The 23133-nt window shown below is 55.2% G+C and carries 26 protein-coding genes and 5 tRNA genes; 7 read left to right on the forward strand and 24 right to left on the reverse strand.

Annotation, left to right across the window (positions count from 1 at the left end):
• Positions 1 to 28 precede the first annotated feature (28 nt).
• From rplJ to rpmE, 17 genes are all read right to left on the reverse strand, one after another.
• On the reverse strand, positions 29 to 550 hold the full coding sequence (rplJ, locus tag N1030_RS16135; RefSeq protein ID WP_265826560.1) for a 50S ribosomal protein L10: 522 nt from the start codon (positions 548 to 550) through the stop codon (positions 29 to 31).
• A gap of 170 nt (positions 551 to 720) precedes the next feature.
• The gene (gene rplA, locus N1030_RS16140) at positions 721 to 1428 is read right to left on the reverse strand and encodes a 50S ribosomal protein L1 (RefSeq protein WP_265826561.1); all 708 of its coding nucleotides are present in this window, start codon (positions 1426 to 1428) and stop codon (positions 721 to 723) included.
• A gap of 107 nt (positions 1429 to 1535) precedes the next feature.
• Positions 1536 to 1958: a 50S ribosomal protein L11 gene (rplK, locus tag N1030_RS16145; RefSeq protein WP_265826562.1), complete on the reverse strand. Its 423-nt coding sequence runs from the start codon at positions 1956 to 1958 to the stop codon at positions 1536 to 1538.
• 55 nt (positions 1959 to 2013) lie between these two features.
• Positions 2014 to 2568 carry a transcription termination/antitermination protein NusG gene (gene nusG, locus N1030_RS16150; protein WP_265826563.1) on the reverse strand — a complete coding sequence of 185 codons (555 nt, stop codon included), beginning with the start codon at positions 2566 to 2568 and terminating at the stop codon, positions 2014 to 2016.
• Positions 2569 to 2581: 13 nt separating this feature from the next.
• Positions 2582 to 2830: a preprotein translocase subunit SecE gene (gene secE, locus N1030_RS16155; protein WP_265826564.1), complete on the reverse strand. Its 249-nt coding sequence runs from the start codon at positions 2828 to 2830 to the stop codon at positions 2582 to 2584.
• A gap of 34 nt (positions 2831 to 2864) precedes the next feature.
• Positions 2865 to 2941: transfer RNA gene (locus tag N1030_RS16160), tRNA-Trp, on the reverse strand.
• Between the two features lie 18 nt (positions 2942 to 2959).
• Positions 2960 to 3109 (reverse strand): 50S ribosomal protein L33, encoded by a 150-nt coding sequence (gene rpmG, locus N1030_RS16165; protein ID WP_174410480.1) that lies wholly within the window; start codon positions 3107 to 3109, stop codon positions 2960 to 2962.
• A gap of 3 nt (positions 3110 to 3112) precedes the next feature.
• The gene (gene tuf / locus N1030_RS16170; RefSeq protein WP_265826566.1) at positions 3113 to 4306 is read right to left on the reverse strand and encodes an elongation factor Tu; all 1194 of its coding nucleotides are present in this window, start codon (positions 4304 to 4306) and stop codon (positions 3113 to 3115) included.
• A 52-nt stretch (positions 4307 to 4358) separates the two neighbouring features.
• A tRNA-Thr gene (locus N1030_RS16175) sits at positions 4359 to 4434 on the reverse strand.
• 37 nt (positions 4435 to 4471) lie between these two features.
• Positions 4472 to 4547: transfer RNA gene (locus N1030_RS16180), tRNA-Gly, on the reverse strand.
• Positions 4548 to 4604: 57 nt separating this feature from the next.
• Positions 4605 to 4690, reverse strand: a tRNA-Tyr gene (locus N1030_RS16185).
• A gap of 3 nt (positions 4691 to 4693) precedes the next feature.
• Positions 4694 to 4769: transfer RNA gene (locus N1030_RS16190), tRNA-Thr, on the reverse strand.
• Positions 4770 to 5155: 386 nt separating this feature from the next.
• A complete protein-coding gene (gene lpxC / locus N1030_RS16195) occupies positions 5156 to 6073 on the reverse strand; it encodes a UDP-3-O-acyl-N-acetylglucosamine deacetylase (RefSeq protein WP_265826567.1) in 918 nt (305 codons plus the stop codon).
• Between the two features lie 135 nt (positions 6074 to 6208).
• Entirely contained in the window at positions 6209 to 7093 is an 885-nt protein-coding gene (gene prmC, locus N1030_RS16200; protein ID WP_265826568.1) for a peptide chain release factor N(5)-glutamine methyltransferase, read from the reverse strand.
• A 2-nt stretch (positions 7094 to 7095) separates the two neighbouring features.
• Entirely contained in the window at positions 7096 to 8166 is a 1071-nt protein-coding gene (gene prfA / locus N1030_RS16205) for a peptide chain release factor 1 (protein ID WP_265826570.1), read from the reverse strand.
• Positions 8166 to 9092: a DUF1385 domain-containing protein gene (locus N1030_RS16210; protein WP_265829086.1), complete on the reverse strand. Its 927-nt coding sequence runs from the start codon at positions 9090 to 9092 to the stop codon at positions 8166 to 8168. Before N1030_RS16210 ends, prfA begins: the two co-directional genes overlap by 1 nt.
• A gap of 198 nt (positions 9093 to 9290) precedes the next feature.
• Positions 9291 to 9503: a 50S ribosomal protein L31 gene (gene rpmE, locus N1030_RS16215; protein ID WP_265826571.1), complete on the reverse strand. Its 213-nt coding sequence runs from the start codon at positions 9501 to 9503 to the stop codon at positions 9291 to 9293.
• A 207-nt stretch (positions 9504 to 9710) separates the two neighbouring features.
• Between rpmE and N1030_RS16220 the strand changes: the two genes are divergently transcribed.
• Positions 9711 to 10457 (forward strand): TlyA family RNA methyltransferase, encoded by a 747-nt coding sequence (locus N1030_RS16220; RefSeq protein ID WP_265826573.1) that lies wholly within the window; start codon positions 9711 to 9713, stop codon positions 10455 to 10457.
• 2 nt (positions 10458 to 10459) lie between these two features.
• On the opposite strand, the gene N1030_RS16225 is transcribed toward N1030_RS16220, so the two are convergent.
• Positions 10460 to 12994: an ATP-binding protein gene (locus tag N1030_RS16225; RefSeq protein WP_265826574.1), complete on the reverse strand. Its 2535-nt coding sequence runs from the start codon at positions 12992 to 12994 to the stop codon at positions 10460 to 10462.
• A 108-nt stretch (positions 12995 to 13102) separates the two neighbouring features.
• On the opposite strand from N1030_RS16225, the gene N1030_RS16230 reads away from it, so the two are divergent.
• Positions 13103 to 13663, forward strand: coding sequence for a CD3072 family TudS-related putative desulfidase (locus tag N1030_RS16230; RefSeq protein WP_265826575.1), 561 nt, complete (start codon positions 13103 to 13105; stop codon positions 13661 to 13663).
• 78 nt (positions 13664 to 13741) lie between these two features.
• On the opposite strand, the gene N1030_RS16235 is transcribed toward N1030_RS16230, so the two are convergent.
• The 5 genes from N1030_RS16235 to N1030_RS16255 all read right to left on the reverse strand — a co-directional run bounded on the left by N1030_RS16235 (position 13742) and on the right by N1030_RS16255 (position 17714).
• Positions 13742 to 14758, reverse strand: a complete 1017-nt coding sequence (locus N1030_RS16235) for a BMP family lipoprotein (RefSeq protein ID WP_265826577.1) — start codon at positions 14756 to 14758, stop codon at positions 13742 to 13744.
• Between the two features lie 113 nt (positions 14759 to 14871).
• On the reverse strand, positions 14872 to 15456 hold the full coding sequence (locus tag N1030_RS16240) for a manganese efflux pump MntP (RefSeq protein ID WP_265826578.1): 585 nt from the start codon (positions 15454 to 15456) through the stop codon (positions 14872 to 14874).
• Between the two features lies 1 nt (position 15457).
• The gene (locus N1030_RS16245) at positions 15458 to 15883 is read right to left on the reverse strand and encodes a MarR family winged helix-turn-helix transcriptional regulator (protein ID WP_265829088.1); all 426 of its coding nucleotides are present in this window, start codon (positions 15881 to 15883) and stop codon (positions 15458 to 15460) included.
• 24 nt (positions 15884 to 15907) lie between these two features.
• Complete coding sequence (locus tag N1030_RS16250; RefSeq protein ID WP_265826580.1) at positions 15908 to 16816, reverse strand: sulfite exporter TauE/SafE family protein; 909 nt, start codon at positions 16814 to 16816, stop codon at positions 15908 to 15910.
• 151 nt (positions 16817 to 16967) lie between these two features.
• The gene (locus N1030_RS16255) at positions 16968 to 17714 is read right to left on the reverse strand and encodes an energy-coupling factor transporter transmembrane component T (protein ID WP_265826582.1); all 747 of its coding nucleotides are present in this window, start codon (positions 17712 to 17714) and stop codon (positions 16968 to 16970) included.
• A 125-nt stretch (positions 17715 to 17839) separates the two neighbouring features.
• Here N1030_RS16255 and N1030_RS16260 point away from each other — a divergent pair, with 125 nt between their 5' ends.
• The 5 genes from N1030_RS16260 (at position 17840) to N1030_RS16280 (ending at position 22304) form a co-directional block, all read left to right on the forward strand.
• Positions 17840 to 18412: a LexA family protein gene (locus N1030_RS16260; RefSeq protein ID WP_338033315.1), complete on the forward strand. Its 573-nt coding sequence runs from the start codon at positions 17840 to 17842 to the stop codon at positions 18410 to 18412.
• 8 nt (positions 18413 to 18420) lie between these two features.
• Positions 18421 to 19731: a Y-family DNA polymerase gene (locus N1030_RS16265; RefSeq protein WP_265826583.1), complete on the forward strand. Its 1311-nt coding sequence runs from the start codon at positions 18421 to 18423 to the stop codon at positions 19729 to 19731.
• A gap of 103 nt (positions 19732 to 19834) precedes the next feature.
• A complete protein-coding gene (locus N1030_RS16270) occupies positions 19835 to 20455 on the forward strand; it encodes a LysE family translocator (RefSeq protein WP_265826585.1) in 621 nt (206 codons plus the stop codon).
• Between the two features lie 373 nt (positions 20456 to 20828).
• Positions 20829 to 21140: an antibiotic biosynthesis monooxygenase family protein gene (locus tag N1030_RS16275; RefSeq protein WP_265826586.1), complete on the forward strand. Its 312-nt coding sequence runs from the start codon at positions 20829 to 20831 to the stop codon at positions 21138 to 21140.
• Between the two features lie 132 nt (positions 21141 to 21272).
• Positions 21273 to 22304, forward strand: a complete 1032-nt coding sequence (locus N1030_RS16280) for a restriction endonuclease (protein ID WP_265826587.1) — start codon at positions 21273 to 21275, stop codon at positions 22302 to 22304.
• Positions 22305 to 22374: 70 nt separating this feature from the next.
• Here N1030_RS16280 and cobI read toward each other — a convergent pair whose 3' ends face one another.
• Entirely contained in the window at positions 22375 to 23106 is a 732-nt protein-coding gene (gene cobI, locus N1030_RS16285; protein WP_265826588.1) for a precorrin-2 C(20)-methyltransferase, read from the reverse strand.
• Positions 23107 to 23133: the final 27 nt, after the last annotated feature.

A 23133-nucleotide genomic window follows, 5' to 3' on the forward strand; every position in this document is an offset into this window, starting at 1 on the left:
TTACAAATTTTGGCTTAGTTAGGTTGGGTTAAGCAGCTTCCTTCTGTTCCTTGATTGCATTCAAGGCGTACAGGAAGGTGCGGATGATGTTGGCGAAGAGGCCAACGAAATTGGTGGGTACGGCGTTCATTGTACCAAGTGCCTTGGCGAGCAGTTCCTGCTTGCCGGGCAGCTTAGCCAGTTCGCCCAGCTGCGCTTCGTTGAGGAAGGAACCCTCAAGGGAAGCGAACTTGATAGCAAACTGCTTGCTCTTCTTGGTGAATTCAACAAGCGCCTTAGCCACTGCGACAGGATCATCGAACCCAAGGGCAACAGCGCAGTTATCCTTCAGCTTGGAAGAAATAACTTCGTGCTGGGTGCCAGTGAATGCGATGCCGGCCAGGGTGTTCTTCACGACGTGGTATTCACCACCGCCGTTACGAAGAACATCACGCAGCTCGGTCATCTTTTCCACCGGCATACCCTTGAAGTCGGTCACCACTGCGATGCTGGCAGCTTCGGCGCGAGCCTTCAGGCGCTCAATAATCGCAGCTTTTTCAGACCTATTCACGGTGAGTCTCCTTGGACTAAGGGGTGCCAAGTGGAAACTAAGCCAATCGTCTCGGCAGGGCTTACGTTTTGTTAACAGCCTGCTGTCTGCGACTTAGATTCCATTTCTCTTGCCAAAAAGGCTTGGGTGGAAAACCACCCAAGCCGAATATCTTTCGAAGGGTCTTTCGACTAACCTTCGAGGAATTTCTTGATCAGGGTCGGATCAATCTTGATACCGGGGCCCATGGTGCTGGAAACGCACATGGCGCGCATGTAAGTGCCCTTAGCGGAAGAAGGCTTCAGGCGATTTACGGTCTCAAGCAGGGTCTTCAGGTTGCCGAGAAGCTTCTCGGGACCGAAAGAAACCTTACCGATGGGAGCGTGCAGAACACCGGCCTTGTCAACCTTGAACTCTACGCGGCCAGCCTTCACTTCGGAAACGGCGGCGGCAACGTCGAAGGTTACGGTACCGGTCTTTGCGTTGGGCATAAGACCGCGGGGTCCGAGCACACGACCAACCTGGCCTACGAGGGCCATGCAGTCGGGGGTGGCAATAGCGCTGTCAAATTCCAGCCAGCCGCCCTTGATCTTTTCTACCAGATCTTCAGCGCCTACTACGTCTGCGCCTGCAGCGGTAGCTTCAGCCTGCTTTTCGCCCTTACAGAACACTGCAACGCGTACAGTCTTGCCAAGGCCGTGGGGCAGGGCGCAAGCGCCGCGAACCATCTGGTCGGAGTACTTGGGGTCAACGCCGAGATTGATGGAAACGTCAACGGTTTCATCGAACTTGGCGAAAGCAGAAGCTACGGATTTTGCAACCGCTTCTTCCACGGGCAGCTTTTCGAGGAGAGAAACTCCCTCAACTGCCTTGCGATATTTTTTGCCGTGCTTGGGCATTGTCATCCTTCCTTTGTCTTGTTCTGCGATAATCTCCTGCCACTCAATGCAATTCGAATACTGCTGGAGTAAACCAGCGAGCGGCAGTCCGACTGATTTCCAGAAACTTACTTAATGTCAACACCCATGCTGCGGGCGGTGCCCATGATGGTCTTCTTCGCAGCTTCAAGGCTGGCTGCGTTCAGATCGGGCATCTTCAGCTTAGCAATCTCTTCGACCTGATCCATGGTCAGGGAACCAACCTTCTTACGGTTGGGTTCGCCGGAACCCTTCTGAACCTTTGCTTCCTTGAGAATCAGGACGGAAGCAGGGGGGGTCTTGGTGATGAAGGTGAAGGAACGATCCGCATAAACGGTAATAACAACGGGGATGATCAGGCCCTTCTGGTCCATGGTCTTAGCGTTGTATTCCTTGCAGAAGCCCATGATGTTCAGACCATGCTGACCCAGAGCGGGACCGATGGGCGGGGAGGGGTTAGCCGCACCTGCCGGAATCTGAAGCTTGATTTTTGCAATTTCTTTCTTAGCCATTCCAATATACCTCTATGGCAATCGCCGTTAATTCGGCGTAAATGCTCTATGCGCGTTAGCCTTTATCCACCTGGACAAAATCCAGTTCAACCGGAGTCTGTCTACCGAAGATGGATACTGAGACGCGAAGTTTGCCCTTGTCGAAATTGACATCCTCTACAACGCCGTTGAATCCGCCGAAAGGACCGTCAATGACCCGGACCTCGTCCCCACGCTCGAAGCTGAACTTCGGCCTGGGTTGTTCCTGTCTGGACTCCATCATGGAGAGGATGCGCTCGGCTTCGGAATCCCGCATGGGGGTAGGACGGTTTTTGCCGCCCACGAAACCGGTTACCCGCTGAATATTGGAAACCAGATGCCATGAAAAATCGGTCATGACCATTTTGACCATGACATACCCAGGGTAGAACTTGCGGGTAGAAGTTCTCTTCTCGCCCTTTACAAGCTCAACTACCTTTTCGGTCGGTACAACGACTTCTTCTATCTGGCCCTGTGCCTCATTGGTACGGATCATCTGGTTGATGGTCAATTCAACACGCTGCTCAAAACCTGAGTAGGTGTGAATGATATACCAACGGGCCTTCGGTGCGGGAATGTGTTCCTCAGTCATGGGACAGTCCAATTTAGGAAAGGATGTATTCAACGAGCTTCGTGAGACCCAGGTCAACTACACCGAGAAAAAGAGACATGATAACTACAAGCACGAGCACTGCTACGCTTGTCGTTATCGTCTCTTTTCGGGAAGGCCAGACTACCTTCTTAATTTCAACCTGGGATTCTTCGAAGTACTCTTTGAGCTGAGAAATCTTGCTTTCAACACCCGCCTGGGAGTCGTTGGCTTTTTCAGCTTTCTTAGAGTGCTTATTCGCCATGGTCGCCTCACCGAAAAGGGGGTAAGAAGAAAAGTGGCAGGGGTGGAGGGATTCGAACCCGCAACATCCGGTTTTGGAGACCGGCGCTCTAGCCGTTGGAGCTACACCCCTGCTTTATCGAAAACTACCTTACTTGGTTTCGCGATGGAGCGTGTGTTTCTTGTCCCAAGGACAATACTTCTTCAGCTCCATACGACCGGTAGTATTCTTCTTATTCTTGTCGGTCGCGTAATTGCGCCGCTTGCACTCGGTGCAAGCAAGCTGAATGTTAACGCGCATGACTTACTCCACGATCTCAGACACAACACCTGCGCCAACGGTACGGCCACCTTCACGGATAGCGAAGCGGAGACCCTTTTCCATTGCGATGGGGTGAATGAGTTCTACGTTGAACACAGCGTTGTCGCCGGGCATTACCATTTCTACGCCTTCGTCCAGTGCAATCACGCCAGTGATGTCAGTGGTACGGAAGTAGAACTGAGGACGGTAGCCGGTGAAGAACGGAGTGTGACGGCCGCCTTCGTCCTTGGACAGAACGTAAACTTCTGCCTTGAACTTGGTGTGGGGCTTGATGGAGCCGGGCTTGCAGAGAACCTGACCGCGCTCAACTTCATCACGCTTGATACCACGGATAAGGAGACCAACGTTGTCGCCAGCCTGACCTTCGTCGAGCAGCTTGCGGAACATTTCAACGCCGGTACAAGTGGTCTTCTGGTTGGGACGGATGCCCACGATTTCCACTTCTTCGCCAACCTTGATGATACCGCGTTCGATACGGCCGGTAACAACGGTACCGCGGCCGGAGATGGAGAACACGTCTTCGATGGGAAGCAGGAAGGGCTTGTCAACTTCGCGCTGGGGCTCAGGAATGTAAGAGTCACAAGCGTCGAGAAGTTCCTTGATGCAGTTAACAGCCGGATCGTCAGCGCTGTCGGCTTCCAGAGCCTTCAGCGCGGAACCGCGGATAACCGGAATGTCGTCGCCGGGGAAGTCGTAGGAAGAAAGAAGTTCGCGAACTTCCATTTCTACGAGTTCCAGCAGTTCTTCGTCGTCAACCATGTCGCACTTGTTCATGAATACGACGAGGGACGGAACGCCAACCTGACGAGCGAGCAGGATGTGCTCACGGGTCTGGGGCATGGGACCGTCGGTTGCTGCTACTACGATGATACCGCCGTCCATCTGTGCGGCGCCGGTGATCATGTTCTTGATGTAGTCGGCGTGGCCGGGGCAGTCAACGTGTGCGTAGTGACGCAGCTTGGATTCGTATTCGACGTGTGCGGTAGCAATGGTGATGCCGCGTTCCTTTTCTTCAGGAGCCTTGTCGATTTCGTCGAATGCAATAGCCTTGCCGCCGCCGAGCATAGCAGCGCACTTGGTGATGGCTGCAGTGAGAGTGGTCTTACCATGGTCAATGTGACCGATGGTGCCGATGTTCACGTGCGGCTTGGTACGAGTAAATTTTTCCTTACCCATGAGTAATTCTCCCTGGCAATGTTGTTCTCGATTTTACACCGAAAATAAAAAATGGAGCCCACAAGCAGGATTGAACTGCTGACCTCGTCCTTACCAAGGACGCGCTCTACCGACTGAGCTATGTGGGCTTCTATACTTAACTGTAGGGGAGAACTCAAGCGTGGGTGGAGCGGGAAACGAGACTCGAACTCGCAACCCTCAGCTTGGAAGGCTGATGCTCTAGCCATTGAGCTATTCCCGCATCATAATGCCGTAGTTCTCCGACGTATGTCTCCTACAGCTTTGTCAGCGTTCATGGTGGTGGAGGGGGGAGGATTTGAACCTCCGAAGTCGTGCGACGACAGATTTACAGTCTGTTCCCTTTGGCCACTCGGGAACCCCTCCACGTGGAGCTGGCGATGGGACTCGAACCCGCAACCGGCTGATTACAAATCAGCTGCTCTGCCAGTTGAGCTACGCCAGCCAACGGAGATGAGTGTTTATATTCGACTCAAACATTTGGCAAGCGAAAAATGGCGTTTTTTGAATTTTTTTTTCCGAGCTTTGAAATTTCAAGGAAAACCAAGGGTTTTACCCGAATGACTCAGCTACGGAAAAGGGCTTCTAAACGCCAAGTAGTTAAAAGTACTGGCAGTTGCGTTGCAGGGCCCACGCATCTCGTAGGGGGCCTTTTATACAACTCGGCATAACCACGCAAGCGAAAAATGCATGATATCGCATATTTTTTCGATTTCAAATAATTAATCAATAAAATAGCTATGTTGCAATTGTCTGGTTTTGCCTTCAGCTATATATAAATGAAAGAGCCGCCCATGGGGCGGCTCTTTGGAGGTGTCATTGATTAGCTTTCTAAGCTGCTGCAACGGCGCGGCCGGCATGAGCTTCAGAGGTGGCAGGTTCCGGGGTGAAGGCGTGCAGCTCCACGGTCTCGAGGTAGATTTCGGCATTGTCATTGATGGTGCGCAGGAACTGGTTGTTCAGCGCATGGCCGGAAGCAAAGATCTCGAAGTGTCCCTGCAGGGGGGTGCCCAGCATGGTCATGTCACCGATGAAGTCCAGAATCTTGTGGCGGACAAATTCATCGTCAAAGCGCAAGCCATCCTGGTTGAGGACGTTGTACTCGTCAAGAACGATGGCATTGTCCAATGACCCGCCGAGTGCAAGGCCGTTCTTGTGCAGATATTCCACTTCACGCATGAAGCCGAAGGTGCGGGCCTTGGCGATCTCCTGCGTAAAGGTGGCGGGAGTAATTTCAAGCGTCATTGACTGGCGACCGATGAGCGGATGGTCGAAGTCGATGGTATAGTCTATGCGCAGCCCGGAGTAGGGAGAGGCCTTGATGTACTTGCCGTCCCTTTCGAAGTTTATGGCCTTCTTGATGCGTTGAACCACGCGGTTGCGGTTCTGGCGGGCAATCCCTGCATCTCTGAGCAGGAAAGCGAAGGAGGCGGCGCTGCCGTCCATGATGGGAACTTCTCCGCCCTCGATGTCGATCTTGATGTTGTCGATCTGGAGGCCTGCGATGGCGGCAAGAAGGTGCTCAACGGTTGCGACGGAGGTGCCGTCGATACCGAGAGTTGTGGCGAGCCCGGTGGCGATTACGGAGTTGGGTTCGGGAGCGATGACTTTTACGCCGTGTTCTCCGTGGATGTGGAAAACGACGCCGGTGTCTTCCTTTGCGGGAGACAGGGTGAGCTTCACTACCTTGCCGCTATGTAGTCCGATGCCGGAGCAGCCGATTGCTTTTTTGATCGTTGTCTGTTTCATACAGCCTCCGATATCTCAATAAGCAAAAAGCATGCCGTGGAGTGCATGCTGGTAACCTGCTGAAATTACAGGTTGCGGTGTTGTGGTTTTAGTAAGGTGCGGTGTGTGTTTTCAGCAATGTGTTGTTTTTTTACACTACTGCGACGTGCGAACCGCAAAGGTCATTCTGTCCAGCCCGGCCAAGTCTGAGATGATTTTTTCATCGCGCCATTTGCCCTCCCTGGATTGCAGATGGGACAGGTTGGGGGCTGCCTGAGTGTATCCCATCTCCATGATAAATATGCCATCGGGTTTGAGCCAGTTTTCCGCATTGCGGATGAGGGCTGCGGCATGTTCAAGACCTGTGGTGCCGGGGACAAGAGCTGTACGGGGCTCAAACTCCCGTACTTCATGGCTTAGTTCTGCATACTCGGCTTCGCTGATGTAAGGCGGGTTGGTGGCAATGCAGTGTAGGCTGCGATTCTGGAAGAGCGGTGTCATAAAGTCGGCGTTCACGAATGCCAGGCGGTCGCGTACGCCGTGTGCGGCGGCATTGGTTGCGGCAATTGCCAGAGCATCGGGCGAGATGTCTACGGCTATGCCCATGGCATCAGGCAGCTCCGCTGCAATAGTGGTCGCGATGCAGCCCGTTCCGGTGCCGAGGTCGGCAAAGAGGAAGGGGCCTTTGCCTGCAAAGCGTCTTACCACCTCTTCGATGATGTGCTCGGTCTCAGGGCGGGGGATAAGTGTTGCAGGCGAAACGGCGAAATCCCGCCCATAGAATTCACGACTCCCGAGGAGATAGGCAACGGGTTCGCCCTTGCCTCGGCGTTCGACAAGTTCGGCGATGGCTGCCCACTGGTCTTCGGTGACAGGGCGGTGCGGGTCGGTCAGCAGGTCGAGTCTGCTTGCGCCAAGTATATGCATGCACAGCAGGTCGGCTGACAGGCGCGGAGAATCAACGGCCTTCCCGGAAAGGTATTCCGAGAAGGCCGTAGTGATGGTGCGTATGGTGAGCTGTGCCGGTCTGGCTATAGCCATGCCTAGGCCTCGGCCTGTGCCTGCAGGGCTTCGGTCTGGTCATGGGTGATCAGGGCATCCAGCAGTTCTCCCAGATCCCCTTCCATGATGGCGTCCAGCTTGTACAGGGTCAGGTTGATACGGTGGTCCGTACAACGCCCCTGCGGGAAGTTGTAAGTGCGGATACGGCCGGAGCGGTCGCCGCTGCCGACCAGCAGCTTGCGCTGTTCAGCCTGTTCTGCGTGCTGCTTGTCCTGTTCCATCTGCAGAAGGCGCGAAGAAAGAATCTTCAGACCCTTGGCCTTGTTCTTGTGCTGGGACTTTTCATCCTGACAGCAAACAACAAGGCCGGTGGGGATGTGGGTAACGCGCACGGCAGAGTCCGTGGTGTTAACCGACTGGCCGCCGGGGCCGGAGGACCGGTAAACGTCAAACCGCAGATCTTCGGGGCGGATGTTCAGGTCCACTTCGTCCGCTTCAGGCATGATCGCAACGGTGGCTGCGGACGTGTGAATGCGACCCTGCGTTTCCGTGGCGGGGACGCGTTGCACGCGGTGGATGCCGGACTCGAACTTGAGGCGGCTATATACCTTGTCGCCCTTGATGATGGCGATGACTTCCTTGAGGCCGCCGGTGCCGGTTTCGCTGGTTTCCAGCACCTCGAGGCGCCAGCCGACACTTTCTGCGTAGCGGCTGTACATGCGGAACAGGTCGCCTGCAAACAGCGCAGCCTCGTCACCGCCGGTACCGGCACGGATTTCAAGAATGGAGTTCTTTTCATCCATGGGGTCCTTGGGCAGCAGCAGGATTTTGAGGTCGTGCTCCATGTCGGGCAGTGCGGCCTCAATCTCCTTGATTTCCTCGCGGGCCATTTCGGCCATATCGGGATCGCTGTCGCGAAGCAGCATCTTGTTTTCTTCAAGATCCTGCTTGAGCTTGCGGTATTTGCGGAACGCGTCGACCACCAGCTTGAGGTCGGCGTGCGTTTTGGTCAGTTGGCGGTAGCGCTCCTGATCCCCGAATACTTCCGGGGAGCTGAGCTGCTGTTCGAGGTCTTCGAATCGACGTTCCAGGTTTTCGAGCTTGGAAAACATCAGTTTTTCTCCGAAACGGTATAGTCGGGGGCGTGAACATCGGCTTCCGCGTCATCGCCGAGCGCTTCCTTGAGGGCAACGATGGCGACTTCCAGTTGCTGGTCATCCGGTTCATTGGTGGTCAGCATCTGCAGCAGCATGCCGGGGGCGCTGAAAACTTTGCCCCAGAAGGTGTCATTCATTTTTGCGGAATACTTGATCGCTTCATAGGCGATGGCGCTGATGGGGGCCATGAGGCCCAGCTTGAGAACAATGATGAAGCTGTGCTTCACCCACATGCTCTCGGGAGTCCAGATCAGCAGCAGGGCAGGCACCAGAATGGTATGCAGAATGATGGCAATGGACAGCACGAACAGCAGGAAGGTGGTGCCGCACCGGGGGTGCAGGCGGCTGCGCAGGCTGGCGGATCCGGGCGTGACGGTGTAGCCGTCTTCATAGGTCCATATGACCTTGTGCTCGGCGCCATGGTACTGGAATACCCGCTTGATATCCGGAATGAAGGATATCCCTACGATGTAGGTGAGAAAAATGGCGAATTTGAATATGCCGTCCCATACATGGAAGCTCAGTCCGTCGGCATCGCCGCCGAGTCCGATGAACTTCATGCCCAATGAGAACAGGTGCGGCAGGACAACGAAGAGTCCCAGCGCGAGAACGATGGAAAACACCAGCGTCATGGCAAGATGCCACGGCTTCAGTTCGCCTTCGGTCTCTTCATCAACGGCTTGCGTCGCGGAATAGTTCAGCGCCTTGATGCCGTTTACCAGTGTCTCGATAAGAATGGGAAAGCCGCGGACGAACGGGCGCTTGAGAAAGTCTGCGCCAGAGAATGTGAACCAGGGGCGGTTGTCTACGATGATGGACCCGTCAGGACGACGGACGGCGATGGACAACCGGTCTTTGTTGCGCATCATCACCCCTTCCATGACGGCCTGGCCGCCAACGGTGCATCGGGCGGCAGAGCCCAATGCGGCGATGATGTTCCTGATCACATGGAGATTGGTGCTCACACTATCCCTCGCTGCAGCAATAGAACACTCCTCCCCGGAAAGCACTCTTTCCGGGGAGGAAAAATCGTTGTCCGACAATGCCGGACCACGGCCACTGTAACTGCGAGAGACGAGCTACTTCTTCTGGAACTTGGCGTACTTCTTGTTGAAGCGGTCGATACGACCAGCGGTGTCAAGAAGACGCTGCTTGCCAGTGTAGTAGGGGTGGCACTGAGAGCAGATTTCCACTGCAACCTCAGCGGCCTTGGAGGTGCGCAGTTCGGATTCGTAACCGCATGCGCAGGTTACCTTGGCCAGGTACACTTTGGGATGGATGTCAGTCTTCATAATATATACTCCTCACGGAAGATGCAGAACGGAAGCTCATACTGTAAACGGAAGGGGAAGGCAAGGAATTATTTGTTGTGCCATGTTTTCCGTTGATGTAGAAGCCCAGTCGTCACGTATGGCGACCGGGGACCGGTTGGCCGGTATATGCGACAACCGGCAAGGTCGAGGTATGCCTCCCTGAGCACAATGTCAAGGTTTGAGAGTATGGCTAAAAAAGAACGGGCAGATCAGTTGGTGCATGAAGCAGGGCTTGCGGAAAGCCGTGAAAAGGCCAAGCGGCTTATCATGGCGGGGCAGGTGTACCTGCTGCGCAACGGTGTGCCGGAGCCGGTGCAGAAGCCCGGTCAAAAGGTAGATCTGGATACGGAATTCGAGGTGCGTGGGGTGGAGCGTTTCGTCAGTCGCGGGGCGTACAAGCTGCTCACGGCCATTGAGCATTTCGGTATTGATGTGGAAGGAAAAGTGGCTCTAGATGCAGGCGCGTCAACGGGCGGCTTTACGGATTGTCTGCTGCAGCATGGGGCTGTCCGGGTGTATGCCGCTGATGTCGGATACGGGCAGTTGCATGAAAAGCTGCGTCAGGATCCGCGGGTCATCAACCTGGAGCGGACCAATCTGCGACTTGCCGAGCCGGATCTCATTCCTGAACTCGTGGATATCGTCGTTGCCGATGTGTCGTTCATTTCTCTTACGCTTATTCTCCCCCCGTGCGTCAGCTTCATGCGCGAGGAGGGCGTGCTCGCCGTACTCATCAAGCCTCAGTTCGAACTGGGACCGGACCGGACTGAGAAAGGGGTAGTGCGTGATCCTCAACTGCATCAGGAAGCTATCGACAAGGTCTGTGACTTTGCCCGCGAACAGCTGGGCCTGACCGTGGTGGGCGTTGTGCCGTCCAGCATCAAGGGACCCAAGGGCAATCAGGAGTTCATTGCCTACATGAAAAAGGGGTAGCTTCAGGCTTGAGGCGGTTCCTTGCCCAGCACTTGTTCAATAAGAGCAACCAGATCTTTCTTCTTGAGCGGTTTGGGGATGTGGAAGTCGCATCCCGCATTCAGGCTTTCTTCCCTGTGCTCCGGCAACGCATGAGCCGTGATGGCTGCCACCGTGGTACGCTCACGTCCGGTTTCCTTTTCGAACTGGCGGATGTGCCGTGTGGCGGTAAGCCCATCCATATGGGGCATCTCCACATCCATCAGCACAAGGTCGAATCTGTTGTTCTTCAGAAGCTCGACCCCTTCCTCTCCATTCTCCGCAAACCACGCGCGGTGCGGTATGCTTTTGAGATACAGTTCCAGCAGGATTCTGTTGGATTTGTTGTCTTCAACAACAAGCAGGTGCGGGATATGCGTATCATCTTTGCCGGACTGGATGCCGCCCGGTATGCTGAGGGGCTCAAGCGATGCCTGCTGCACGGAGGCAATGGGGCGTAACGCCCCTTTCTGTTCCATGGCGTTCAGCAGGCTGTTGCGAAGCACCGGCAGCTGCAGCATGGTGCAGCCGCAGGCGTGAGACTCCTGTTCATTCTGTAGTCGGCAGCCCAGTCGGTATGTATCCACCTGCTTTGTGTTCTCTTTTGCAAGCTGTACAAGACGGCATACCTGATCAATGGGCTGTTGTTCGTCAATGAAGATCAGGTCTGCCGTATTATTGCTGAAGAACGCCTCGGCTTCTTCTGGTGTGGTGCGGACATGACAACGGGCCCCAAGGCTTTTGAGCAGGTCGGCAAAGGAGTGGCCCGTCAGTTTTTGGGGATAGAGGATGAGGGCGCTGAGATTTTTGAGGGGAAGGGCATGGGGGCCGTTATCGCCAGAATATTCCAGTCTAAGATCAGCGTGGAATGTACTTCCCTTGCCGGGAGCGGATTCAAGCCAGATGCAGCCATTCATGCGTTCGCACAGCAGTCGGCTGATGGTGAGTCCCAGTCCCGTGCCGCCGTATTGACGGCATGTTGAACTGTCTGCCTGAGTGAATCGGTCGAAAATGGTTTCATGGTGATCAGGATGGATGCCGATACCGGTGTCCCGTACCGAGAAATGAAGGTGCGCCAGGGGCGGGCCGGATTCCCGGTATTCGACTCTGTGCTCCACCGTCAGTTCAATCTCTCCCTTCTTCGTGAACTTTGTGGCGTTGCCCAGCAGGTTGAGCAGAATCTGACGCAGACGTTTGGAGTCGCCAATGGCGGTTGCCGGCAGATCGGCGGGAATGCGGACGCCGAAGTCGAGGCCTTTCCTGAAAATTGGATGGGCGGAGACGCGCACCGCATCGTCAATGGTCTGTCGCAGGTTGAAGGGGGAGCATTCGAAGGGCATCTCTTCGACTTCAATGCGCGAGAGGTCGAGAATGTCGTTGATGATCCCTACCAGATTTTCGCCGGCATTGCGGAAGATGTCCACATACTGTCTCTGATCCTGTGTGAGCCTTGTTTCCCACAACAGATCCGCCATGCCGAGGATGGAGTTCAGAGGGGTGCGGATTTCATGGCTCATGGAAGCAAGAAAACGGCTTTTGGCCTTGTTGGCCTGTGCCGCTTCCTCTGCGAGTTCCCTTTCTCGCCTGAAGGCGGCCCGCAACTGTCGGTTGGCAAGCGAGATGCGTTCCGTTCTTTCCTGCACCTTGTGTTCAAGGTCGTCATACAATTCCTTGAGCGAGGTGCTCATCGCGTTGAAGTCGTTTGTCAGCTGGCCAAGTTCGTCGTCGCGACCGGGGCGGGGAAGCGTGCGGAATTGCCTGCTGGAAATATCCCGGGAAAGTTGGGCAAGATCGCGAACCGGGGTCACGATGAGTTTGTTGAGGAATATATTGAGCACAATGCAGATGAGGGCCAGAAAGAAGACGAAAAGCAGGGCCATCTGCGAAGCTCGCGTGACGAGTGCGGTATTGAGCGGGGCTAGATAGAGACCTATTTCAACAGATCCCAGGGTTTGGGCGTGGCTGGGGGGAGTGTTTTCTGAGGCGGTTTGGTGGGAAGGTGCTGACACTGGGGGGGGGATCACAGAACCGGCCTGCTGTCCTGCCTCTATGGCGAGTGAGGTTTGAGGCAGCGCTGACAGGGCGTGGTTTTCAACTGCCTCTGCCAGAATGGGGGCCGAAACAATGAGCAGGGCATCGTCCCTCGTGGCGCTTCCATTCCGGGCTGGGGTGGTATTCTCAGCCCGGACAAGGCTGCGGCCCTGAGAATCCTTGATTTCGCAGTAGGCGATGCTGGGAGAACTTGCGGCTGAATGCGCCAAGTCTTCTAAAAGATAGTAGCTGTACCGCCGGATATAGTTCGCGCTGCTGCGGGCAACCACCTGAGCCATGTGGTTGCCTTGTTCCTTAACCGCACGTACAAGCTGGGTATGTTCTTCCGAAAGTACAAAAGCACCCAACGCGAGCAGACAACTGCCCAGAATGCAGATGAGGCCGAGATTGACCCGGAATTTAAGGCGGTTGTGTATTGCGTTTGACATATCTGGAAATAGGGTGTGGCTGTACAGTATCTGGCTCATGTAGATTTGCCAATAACGTCTACCCCCGTATCTCATTATTTTTCTTCTAATCTGTTTGGTTGGTATGTCGGGCAGGTGTTTTTTGGGTGATAAAAAGGAGTGATCCGGATGTCGTTTTCTGATTGCCGGAGCAGCCGGGTGGTTTTGGTTAGCCATTGTCTGCTCAATGCTAATGTAAAAGTTTGCGGATTGGCCCGTTATAATGCGGTTCATTCAGCTGTCGCTGATGTCATAGCTGCTTCCGGGTGTGGAATAGTGCAGTTGCCATGTCCGGAATTCCTGTTTCTGGGATTGAAACGGTGGTGGCAGAGCAAGGCACAGTACGACACTCCGGCGTATCGTCGTCATTGCGCCATGCTGGCGGAGAGTGTGGTTGATCAGGTGGTCATGTACCGGAGCGGAGGCGTGGACGTCGCGGGCTTTCTGGCTGTGGAGGGAAGCCCCAGTTGCGGACTTTCGCAGGTGTATGATCACCCTGAGTGGGGAGGGCGCCCGTGTGATGTTGATACGGCTTCTGCCAAATGTGCCGGGCGAGGGATATGGATGGAGGAGCTTCTGGCCTCCTTCGATCGCCGCGGGATTTTGGCAACTCCTTTGTACGGTGTGGGAAGCGAGGCTGATGAAGCTGCGGTGCCGGAAGCGCTGCGCTCTTTTCTGGCGGCAGGCTGATAGGCTTGCATATGGATATGAAAAGCCCGGCCGTTGTAGATTCGGTCGGGCTTTTTTTCGTTATCGTGCGTGCGGGGGTCAGGGGCGAAGGTCTGTGACGACTATTTCGCCGGAAATAATTTTCAGACGCAGGGCGTTCACCTCTTCGATAACCGGTTCGGTGATGATGTTCCGGGTGTGACGCATGTCTGTCAGCGTAACCGCGTTGTCGGCAAGGCCGAAGTCCGTGACGCCGGGCTTGAAATTGCCTGTAACGGCTCTGTACACCTGCAGGTAGGTGGCAACGTCCAGTCGTTTGACCATGCTGGTCAACACCTTGCCCGCGGCCATGTCGTCCTGATCCGAATCCACACCGATGACATAGCGCCCTTCAGTCCGTCGTGCTGCCTCAATGACTCCGTTGCCGCTCAGCCCGGCAACGGCAAAAATGATATCCACGCCGTTGGCGAACATCTCCTCGGCCATGGCATAGGCCCTGTCCGGATTGCTGAAGCCCGAGAAGTCACCGGGAGGGGTGATGTAGTGGATGTCGACGGTCACGTCCGGTGCTACTTCCTTGACGCCTTCCAGAAAGCCCTGTGCAAAAGCGGCTACGGGGGCGACGTACGTTCCGCCGAGAAAAGCGATCTTTCTGGTCCGGCTCACTCTTCCGGCCAGAGCGCCCGCGAGGAACGAACCATCCTGTTGGCGGAACATGATGGAAGCAAGGTTGGGAATACCGGCAACCTTTTCTTCATAGAAAATGAATTTCTTGTCCGGATGCTTCGGCGCATACTCCCGGGCATGATGCGTGTGCTGGGCTCCGAGCAGTACAAGAATGTCGCATTGCTCCACCAGAGCTTCCACCTTGTCAGCGGGGGCGGTGCCGGTGGCATCCGCTTCAAGCACGTTCAGGGAAAAGCCGAGTTCCTGCTGCGCCCTGCGCAGTCCTCCATAGGCGTTGTCATTGAATGACATGTCGCCGAGTCCACCGGCGCCGGTAACGAATCCGACGACGGGTTTGTCCGTCTGGGCGTTCGCAGGAATGCCAACGCTGAACAGGGTCAGCACAAGCAGCAGTGAGACTGCAACGGCTGACAATATACGGGACTTCATGCAAACCCCCTTCGGCAGGAATGTGTGGAAACTGGGCCGGTGTTATCGTGTTATCTTAAGCGTTATGGATAGATAATGCAATCGGGTCGGTCCGTTGTCCTGTCTCTCGTTGCTCAGCCCATGAGGAACGCAAAAACGTTGTGTTCAGCAAGAATCTTTACCCCGATGAGCAGAAGCACGCTGCCGCCCAGTATCTCCGCAAGTTGGCCGAAGCGGGCTGCTCCGCCGATAAGCCGGCCGATGTGCAGGCCGGCCGCCGTGAAGGCCAGCGCCACCAGACCGATGATGATTGCGGGATACCAGATGGAAATACCCAGCACCGACATGGAAAGTCCCACGGCCAGCGCGTCTATGCTTGTGGCCACGGAGAGCATGATGAGCGACATGCCCTTGGTGGGATCGCAGCGTTCAGCTTCCTCTGTATCGGTTTCAAAGGCTTCCTTCAGCATGCGGATGCCTATCCATGCCAGCAGGGCAAAGGCTATCCAGTGGGCGTATGATTCAATGAAGCTGCGGACCGTAAGACCCAGTGACCAGCCTATGATGGGCATGAGTGCCTGAAACAGGCCGAAGTGCCAGGCCAGCCGGAAAGTCTGGCGTGAATCCACACACTTGAGTTGAACGCCGGTGGCGATGGCAACGGCAAAGGCGTCCATGGCCAGAGCCACGGCGATGGCGAGAAGTTCCAATGCGGTCATGCTAGAATGCCTTGTTCATGGTTTCCAGACAGCGGAGCAGAGTGCTCCGGGAGTCGGCGTCAAGATTGGCGGTGAGGGATTCCGTAAGCCGCATGTGCAGACGGTCATGCTCTTCAAACAGGGCCATTCCCTCATCCGTCAGTTCCACGATGATGGAGCGGCGGTCGCTTTCATGGGGTCTGCGGCGTACGCAACGCTTGCTCTCCAGCCTGTCTATCAGAACCGTCAGGGTGCCTGTGGTTATGCCCATGCGGGAGGCAAGTTCCTTCATCTGCATGGCCTTGTGAATTCCCAGAATCTCGAGTGTATGCACCTGAGGCAGAGTCAGCCCCTTTTCGCGCACCACGTCGTGCTCCCATGAAGAGAGCTTCTCATAGAATTCCACAATGGCATGGTTCAGTGCGTGCACCACACCGGCATCCGGCATGTCCGAAGTCTTCAAGGCTGCTCCTTAGAGGTAACCGGCGTCCACAAGATAGCTGTATACGCCGAAGGCGGCGGTCAGTAAGCCCGCAACCCGCATGATGAGGGGTTCCAGCCACGGGCGCTCCAATGCGCGCATGGCGTTCGCCACCTTATAAATGGCATAGATGACGGCCGCAAGTGCAATGGCGGTGCCCAGCGCGTAACTTGCGAACACGGCGGTGCTTTTGAATGCATCTCCGGAATCGAGCGCATAGGAATACATGATGGCGACCGTGGGGCAGGGAACAATCATGTTCATGAAGCCGAAAACGAACAGGCCCCAGAAAGTGACTGAACGCAGCTTCGGTCCGTGCGCGCATCCGCATCCGCCGTGGCCGTGGGTGTGGTGATGCCCTTTTCGCGCGTGCGCGTGGTCGTGCTGATGCTCATGAACATGCTCGTTCACATGCTCGTGTTCATGATGCCCGCAATTGCAGGGAGCTTCATGTACATGACCGTGGTGGTGTTCGTCATGCTCATGAGGTGAGTGAGCATGGTCAGCGCAACACGCTTCCGTATGATGTTCGTGCCCGTGATCGCAGTGTCCATGCCCGTGGTCGTGGTCATGAGCGTGGCTGTGCAGCAGTTCCGGTTTTACCACCAGAATGAGTCCCAGCACCACCAGCACGCCTGCGGTTACCAGATCCGTGATGTGTTTGATGTCTGGGGGCAGGCTCATGGAGATTGCGCCAAGGGTGAGGCCGATGGCGAGGCATGCCAGAGAAGTGCCGATGATGAAGGCCGCGGTCAGGGAAAAGACTCGCGCTCCGTTGCGTTCTCCATATACGAAGGGGGCAAGTACCAGCCAGGAATGCCCGCAGGGATTTACTCCGTGGATGAGACCGAGAAACAGGCTGCTTTGCAGGGCGATGAGGAATATTTGATCGAATTCCATGTGAACCTCTGATTGTTTGAAGATCAAAAGGCTCTATGAGTGTTTTGTTTGAGTGTCAAGTATAATGGGTGTCGAAGTAAGTCTGTCGTGCTCAGTTTTGCTTGAACAAATTGATATTGCAGGAAAATGATTATTCGATGCGTGTCATGCGCTACATGATCAGCGGCAGAAGGCCGGCGCCCGTTACGAGAAACCCGAGAATCCAGTTGACCGGCTGGGGGGGGAAGTGGGGCTGCCATGCTTCGGGCGAGTCTAGTCCTCTGGCGGCAACGGCAACGGTCTGGTTCCACGTCTTCTGGGCAAGAAGGCGCAGGGCCGCCTGAGGCACCAGCAAAAAACGTTGCCAGCGGGAGCGCTTGGGCTGACGCAGCCGGATGGTCTGCTTCACTTGCGCGAAGGTGCTTTGCACCAGAGGCAGGAAATGGATCATCAGGGCCAGCGACAGGGCGGTTTTCCAGCTGTTCTTCCCCAGTATGGGGCGGAGGAACCACGAAAGTGCCAGCCCCAGCTGGCGCGGTGAGGTGGTCAGGGCAAGAACCAGTCCCAGTCCGATGAGCACGCAGAGGCGAAGGCCGAGCAACGCCGCTTCAATGGCGTTCTGCCGTAGCAGCGGCAAAGGGAGCAGGTGTATGCTGGCCATGGAAGGGAGGCTGTCCAGAATGAATTTGAGGAACACCCACAGCAGGATGAAGGCGAGATAGGAGCGGAACATGGGCCAGCGGTCGCGGGTAAAGAAGTCCGCGCGGGCGCACAGCAGCCAGAGGAAGAACGAGTAGGCCCCGAGCGTCGTGTTGCCCACATGCCACGTGGCCACGCCGAAGCAGCCCGCGAGCAGAATCTTCAGGCGGGGGTCCAGCGTATTGAGCCAGTGGGGTGCGGCGTTTGGTGCGGGGGACATGGCGTTATCCGGTTGTTGCAGGGAACTCGGTTGCGTTGGCTTCGCACGGCCGGTTCCGCATGATAGTATGGTCGTTTGGGCGCGGTTGCTCGGGCCGCGTCAACGTCCGTACAGGGAGATTTTTCATGAAACAAGCACTTTCTGCAAGTCGGGATATCTTCGGTTCACCATCGGTGTATCCGTGTATCTGGAATTCGATCGAGCGCGCACAGGAGGCCGACGGACAATCCGGCCATGTATGTCCTTCGGCAACGGAGTGCCGTAGTGCGCGGGAGCAGGGGGCGGAAGGTGCGGACAACCCTGTGCCCCCCCGCCTGTACCGCCCCCTGTTCCTCAATCCCGTTGCGGCCGGATTTCCTTCGCCCGCAGATGATTACATCGAACGCTCTCTCGATCTGAACGAGCACCTTATCCGCAATCCTCCGGCCACCTTTTTTGTCCGCGCGCAGGGGGATTCCATGCTTGGCGCGGGTATTCACGACGGTGATATTCTGGTGGTGGACCGTTCCCTGACGCCTGCGCATAATCGTGTAGTCATTGCTTCGGTGCATGGGGAGCTGACCGTTAAGCGTCTGTGGAAGCGGGACGGCATGGTGGTGCTGCGGCCTGAAAATCCGGCCTATGCTCCATTGGATGTGAGCTCGCTGGAGCAGTGCGAGGTCTGGGGCGTTGTCACTGCCGTCATCCATGCCCTGTAGGTGACGTCATGACGGCTGTTTCCCCTCTCCCTATCTTTGCTCTGGTGGATTGCAACAATTTCTACTGTTCCTGCGAACGGGTGTTCAGGCCGGATCTTGCGACGCGACCCGTGGTGGTGCTGTCCAATAATGATGGATGCGTTATCGCCCGCTCCAACGAGGCCAAGGCGCTCGGCATCGCCATGGGCGCGCCATACTTCAAGCACAGGCACTTGCTGAACAGGACCGGAACGGCGGTATTTTCGTCAAACTATGCCCTGTACGGCGACATGTCGTCGCGGGTCATGCAGGTGCTGAGCATGTTCTCGCCGGATATGGAAGTCTATTCCATTGATGAGGCCTTTTTGCGGATGGACGGTTTTCGCAGCCGCAATCTGACCGGCTACGCACAGCAGATGCGGGAGCAAGTGCGCCAGTGGACGGGGATTCCGGTTTCCGTGGGCATGGGACCGACCAAGACTCTTGCCAAGATAGCCAGCAGGGTCTGCAAGAAAACGCCTGCCTTCAAAGGTGTGTTCGACATGACCCGCTACTGGGATTCGCCCGCCGCCGTGGACCGCATTCTGGATACGGTGGGGGTGGAGGATGTGTGGGGCGTGGGGCGTCGTTATGCCGCCAAGCTGGCGAAAAGAGGTGTGCATACCGCCCGCCAGCTACGTGATTTGTCCGATGAGTGGGTGCGGCGGCATATGACGGTGGTGGGGCTGCATATCGTGCTGGAGCTGCGCGGGATCTCCTGTATCAAACTGGAAGAAGCGCCTGCGCCCAGACGGTCCATCGTCTCATCCCGTTCCTTCGGCGCTCCGGTGGAATTGCGGGCTCATGCGCATGAAGCCGTTGCCGCCTACATGACCCGCGCGGCGGAGAAATTGCGGCGGGAGTCGCTTGTGGCGCATAGCGTGGGCGTGTTTGTGCGGACCAATTCCTTTAAGAAGGAAGAACCGCAGTATTCCAACTTCATAACCCGCAATCTTGCCCGCCCCTCGGACTACACCCCGCTGTTGCTGCATGAAGGGCGCGAGTTGCTGGATGCCATTTTCAAGGATGGCTACCGCTACAAGAAAGTGGGGGTGATGCTGGCGGGGTTGGAGTCAAAGCACGGCAGGCAGGGCAACTTGCTGGATTGCCTGAGCGGCGAGACGGAGCGTGACGGTGCCCGCGATGCGTTGATGCGGGCGACGGATGCCATCAATGCCCGCTTCGGACGCGGCACCGTGCAGTTTGCCGCCGGTGGCGTGAAGACGGAATGGCAGATGCGGCAGGACTTTCGTTCCCCTCGCTACACAACGGACTGGAAGGAACTTGCCGCAGTCCGTTAGGTGCTATCTATCATTCTACAACCATTGACAGAATGTGGATTGAGGCGAATTATGCCTTCCGATTCCGGCATGCCGGAAGAACCTGATTGCGGAGGTACATGATATGGCCCTCTCCACGTGGATTGCGTATGCGCTGATCATGACGGTCATCGCCTATACTCCCGGTCCCATGACTCTGTTTTCCATGTCCTCCGGCGTACGGCACGGATTCTGGCGCACGCTGCCGGGCATCATGGGCGGTTCGTCCGCTTACATCATTCAGATGTGTATCGTGTATGTCGGCCTTGGCGCGGCGGTGCAGAGTTCCCAGATTTTCTTCCAGAGCATCAAGTGGGCCGGTGTTGCCTATCTGTTCGTGCTCGGCATCCGCAACTGGCGGGCCGCTTCCTCGTTGCTTGATATCAGTGAGAGAGTCTGTCCTGTTTCCGCCCGCAAGCAGTATGCACTCGGTTTTGCCACGGGCATGTCCAATCCCAAGTCCATTCTGGTGTTCACGGCACTCTTTCCGCAGTTCATCAGGCCGGAGGGAAATTATACCCTGCAGTATCTTATACTCGGGGTATCCTTTTTCGTCCTGCAGTTGAGCAGCGCTTCTACCTACGCTGCATGTGGTTCCCGCATCGTGAACTGGCTGGTCCGTCGCCGCATGGCACATATGCAGGGGCGCGTGACCGGCGGCATCCTTTTTCTTGCCGGAGGGGCGCTGGCCCTCAGTCGCAGATAGTCGCAGAATGTAAGGGATGGAAAATATTTCTAGTCGTGTCTAAAACTATGCGGAATAATTCGTGATATTTTTTTGAGACGAGGCGCGTGAGAAGTAGGGGGCTTTCATGGATGTTGCAGCGCTTGACTGAAGCGTGCCCCATGTGTTTCGAGTGCTGAGCGCGTAGCTGATGACGTACGTAATCGCGCAGAACCGCGTGGCGGCGGACTGTGCGTGGCAAGCATCGCTTCGTTTGCGGAGTTTTGGGAGTGATGCCGGATATCTTTTGTGTGTAGAGTCCGGCGTGCTGCAACTCGATCAAACATCGTCCTGCGGACAGTTCTGCCGGACGCAAGGGTGTCGCCGTCCCGCGGGGCGACAGTGAAGGTGTATCATGTACGCACGTGAGTGGAAGTGTCTGTGTCCCCCGCAGAACAAGGAAGGGTTTCTGGATTACCTGTACAAGACCGGCGTGCGCGAGATTCTCAAGGCGCCTGGATATATGGGCTTCCAGCTGATGGACCGCGAAGTCGGCGACAAGGTGGAGATTGTGCTCATCACCTACTGGAAGTCGTTGGAGGCTGTGGCCGAATTTGTGGGTGAAGATATTGATGTGGCCAAGCTGTATCCGGAGGATGAACTGTACGGCATTGAGCCGGATCTGACGGTTCGCCACTACAAGGTGCTGGAACGCAGCCTCGCCTGATAGCTGAAGATATGTATGTGAAAAAAGCCGGAGTCCGCAAGGATTCCGGCTTTTCTTTTATCATGTTTGCAATTAGCGGTTGTGTGGGCGTGTATGTTTATTTGGTTAAAAAAGAAGGCTAAGGAGGAGGATATGGCTGTCTGGCTTCATAGGATCTCGCATAGGTCTGACGTTTCACACCCTCTGTTGGAAAGAGGGGTGTTAAGTATAGGATTTTCAGATTTTAGTTCTGTATCGTTTTGTGAAAACGTCAGACTTAATGGTTTAGATGCGTTGGCAGAAGAGTTTCAGAAAAAATGGAATGTTTGTTCTAGAAGGCGATTTAATTTATGGAATTTTGTTTTTAGAATGAAAAAAGGGGATAGGATTGTTGTTCCTTTTTCCGGAGTGTTCTCGGTGTATGAGATTGTCGGTGATGAGGTGTTCAAAGCTGTAGATCTGAATGTCATAAATTTTAAAACAAATCTTGGAAAGGTTATAAAGCATGGAATAGATGGCTTGTTGTATGATGAAGATGATAAAATTATAGATCTTGGATTTTTTTGGAAGGTGAATTTGGTTCAAGAGAATGTTCCAAGGCGTGATTATGTTGATAGTGCATTGTCTTCAAGAATGAAGATATTATCAACAAATGCAGATATTACAGATATTGAAGGGGCCGTTGATGACGCTTTGTTGCGGTGGAAAGAGAAAAAGCCGATAAACCTTCGTTCAATTCTATATGAAAAAGTGAGTAGTATCGTGCTTGATTCAATGCTGAAATCATTGGATCCAGATAGGTTCGAAAAGCTCGTTAAATGGTATTTTTTACGGTTAGGAGCTTCCCGTGTATTTATTCCCCCAAAAAATGAAACGGGAAAGCAAGGCGATTGTGATGTTGTGGCGGTTTTTGAACCTCTTAAAACAATATATTACGTGCAGGTAAAGTTTCATACGGGAACAACTTCAGACTACGCCGCAAGGCAGATTATCGATTATCGAACACTTAAGGATGTGGATGAGGAAGGATATTCGACAATTCCGTGGGTAGTTTCTTCTGCTGAATTCTCCAAGGAATGTATGGAAACAGCAAAGGAACATGGTGTCGTTCTTATTACTGGAGCGGATTTCTGTTTGATGTTGCTGGACGTGGGAATGAGTTCGCTTGACGAAGCGTTTGTTTGAGGCAGAGTTGACAAATTGAGAATGTGTGAAAAAAGCGGCCCAGTTGGGCCGTTTTTTTCACACTGTTTAGTTAGTCTTTCTTCGACTTGGGAATGAGCAGGTGCGAGAAGTAATGTGGTTTTTCCGGAGCATCTGCAATGTTGCGGATAATCTGTTCGCCTTCCATGCCGAGGCGGGAGATGAACACGGTCTCACCTTTCTTGCCCGTCGCATCAAGTACCTGCCGGATGGCGCCGAAATTCCGGTAGGTTTTCAGAATGACGCTGTTGTCCGCCTGTGCGAGCATGGCGTGCAGTGAATCCGTATCCCGTACGCCGGAAAGCAGCAGGAGGTTTTCGCCGGATTCGCACAGGATGGTGCGGGTGTGAGCGGCGGAAGCCTGATACGAGGTGATGCCGGGAACGACTTCGATGTTCGCGTCGGGGCACAGTTCCGTCAGGGTGCGCATCAGGTAGCCGAAGGTGGAGTAGATGAGCGGATCGCCCAGCGTGAGGAATGCGCCGCTTCGGCCGGAATTGAGAACTTCCGCCACGGCCTTGGCGTTGTCCTGCCATGCGATGGCCAGTGCAGCCTTGTCGCGGGTCATGGGAAAGCCCAGCATCATGGTTTCCACGTCCTTGCGCAGGTGCGGCGCGGCAATCTGCAGGGCGGTGGAATAATCGTTCTTGGTGGAAGCTGCGGCAAAGATGACGTCCACCGTGCCGAGAATCTTCGCGGCTTTCAGCGTCAGCAGGTCGGGGTCGCCCGGACCTACGCCGATGCCGTACAGGGTGCCCGTCGTTGCGGAATGGATTGCGGTCATGTTGTGTATCTCTCTATGGGCTTTCAC

This window comes from Desulfovibrio mangrovi (assembly GCF_026230175.1).
Classification (GTDB): Bacteria; Desulfobacterota; Desulfovibrionia; order Desulfovibrionales; family Desulfovibrionaceae; genus Halodesulfovibrio; species Halodesulfovibrio mangrovi.

What these genes read in the sequence shown, in the direction of transcription:
- rplA (WP_265826561.1), bottom strand. Translation starts at nt 1,428, where the DNA reads ATGCCCAAGCACGGCAAAAAATATCGCAAGGCAGTTGAGGGAGTTTCT.
- rplK (WP_265826562.1), bottom strand. Translation starts at nt 1,958, where the DNA reads ATGGCTAAGAAAGAAATTGCAAAAATCAAGCTTCAGATTCCGGCAGGT.
- nusG (WP_265826563.1), bottom strand. Translation starts at nt 2,568, where the DNA reads ATGACTGAGGAACACATTCCCGCACCGAAGGCCCGTTGGTATATCATT.
- secE (WP_265826564.1), bottom strand. Translation starts at nt 2,830, where the DNA reads ATGGCGAATAAGCACTCTAAGAAAGCTGAAAAAGCCAACGACTCCCAG.
- rpmG (WP_174410480.1), bottom strand. Translation starts at nt 3,109, where the DNA reads ATGCGCGTTAACATTCAGCTTGCTTGCACCGAGTGCAAGCGGCGCAAT.
- tuf (WP_265826566.1), bottom strand. Translation starts at nt 4,306, where the DNA reads ATGGGTAAGGAAAAATTTACTCGTACCAAGCCGCACGTGAACATCGGC.
- lpxC (WP_265826567.1), bottom strand. Translation starts at nt 6,073, where the DNA reads ATGAAACAGACAACGATCAAAAAAGCAATCGGCTGCTCCGGCATCGGA.
- prmC (WP_265826568.1), bottom strand. Translation starts at nt 7,093, where the DNA reads ATGGCTATAGCCAGACCGGCACAGCTCACCATACGCACCATCACTACG.
- prfA (WP_265826570.1), bottom strand. Translation starts at nt 8,166, where the DNA reads ATGTTTTCCAAGCTCGAAAACCTGGAACGTCGATTCGAAGACCTCGAA.
- N1030_RS16210 (WP_265829086.1), bottom strand. Translation starts at nt 9,092, where the DNA reads ATGGAAGGGGTGATGATGCGCAACAAAGACCGGTTGTCCATCGCCGTC.
- rpmE (WP_265826571.1), bottom strand. Translation starts at nt 9,503, where the DNA reads ATGAAGACTGACATCCATCCCAAAGTGTACCTGGCCAAGGTAACCTGC.
- N1030_RS16220 (WP_265826573.1), top strand. Translation starts at nt 9,711, where the DNA reads ATGGCTAAAAAAGAACGGGCAGATCAGTTGGTGCATGAAGCAGGGCTT.
- N1030_RS16225 (WP_265826574.1), bottom strand. Translation starts at nt 12,994, where the DNA reads ATGAGCCAGATACTGTACAGCCACACCCTATTTCCAGATATGTCAAAC.
- N1030_RS16230 (WP_265826575.1), top strand. Translation starts at nt 13,103, where the DNA reads ATGTCGTTTTCTGATTGCCGGAGCAGCCGGGTGGTTTTGGTTAGCCAT.
- N1030_RS16235 (WP_265826577.1), bottom strand. Translation starts at nt 14,758, where the DNA reads ATGAAGTCCCGTATATTGTCAGCCGTTGCAGTCTCACTGCTGCTTGTG.
- N1030_RS16240 (WP_265826578.1), bottom strand. Translation starts at nt 15,456, where the DNA reads ATGACCGCATTGGAACTTCTCGCCATCGCCGTGGCTCTGGCCATGGAC.
- N1030_RS16245 (WP_265829088.1), bottom strand. Translation starts at nt 15,883, where the DNA reads ATGCCGGATGCCGGTGTGGTGCACGCACTGAACCATGCCATTGTGGAA.
- N1030_RS16250 (WP_265826580.1), bottom strand. Translation starts at nt 16,816, where the DNA reads ATGGAATTCGATCAAATATTCCTCATCGCCCTGCAAAGCAGCCTGTTT.
- N1030_RS16255 (WP_265826582.1), bottom strand. Translation starts at nt 17,714, where the DNA reads ATGTCCCCCGCACCAAACGCCGCACCCCACTGGCTCAATACGCTGGAC.
- N1030_RS16260 (WP_338033315.1), top strand. Translation starts at nt 17,840, where the DNA reads ATGAAACAAGCACTTTCTGCAAGTCGGGATATCTTCGGTTCACCATCG.
- N1030_RS16265 (WP_265826583.1), top strand. Translation starts at nt 18,421, where the DNA reads ATGACGGCTGTTTCCCCTCTCCCTATCTTTGCTCTGGTGGATTGCAAC.
- N1030_RS16270 (WP_265826585.1), top strand. Translation starts at nt 19,835, where the DNA reads ATGGCCCTCTCCACGTGGATTGCGTATGCGCTGATCATGACGGTCATC.
- N1030_RS16275 (WP_265826586.1), top strand. Translation starts at nt 20,829, where the DNA reads ATGTACGCACGTGAGTGGAAGTGTCTGTGTCCCCCGCAGAACAAGGAA.
- N1030_RS16280 (WP_265826587.1), top strand. Translation starts at nt 21,273, where the DNA reads ATGGCTGTCTGGCTTCATAGGATCTCGCATAGGTCTGACGTTTCACAC.
- cobI (WP_265826588.1), bottom strand. Translation starts at nt 23,106, where the DNA reads ATGACCGCAATCCATTCCGCAACGACGGGCACCCTGTACGGCATCGGC.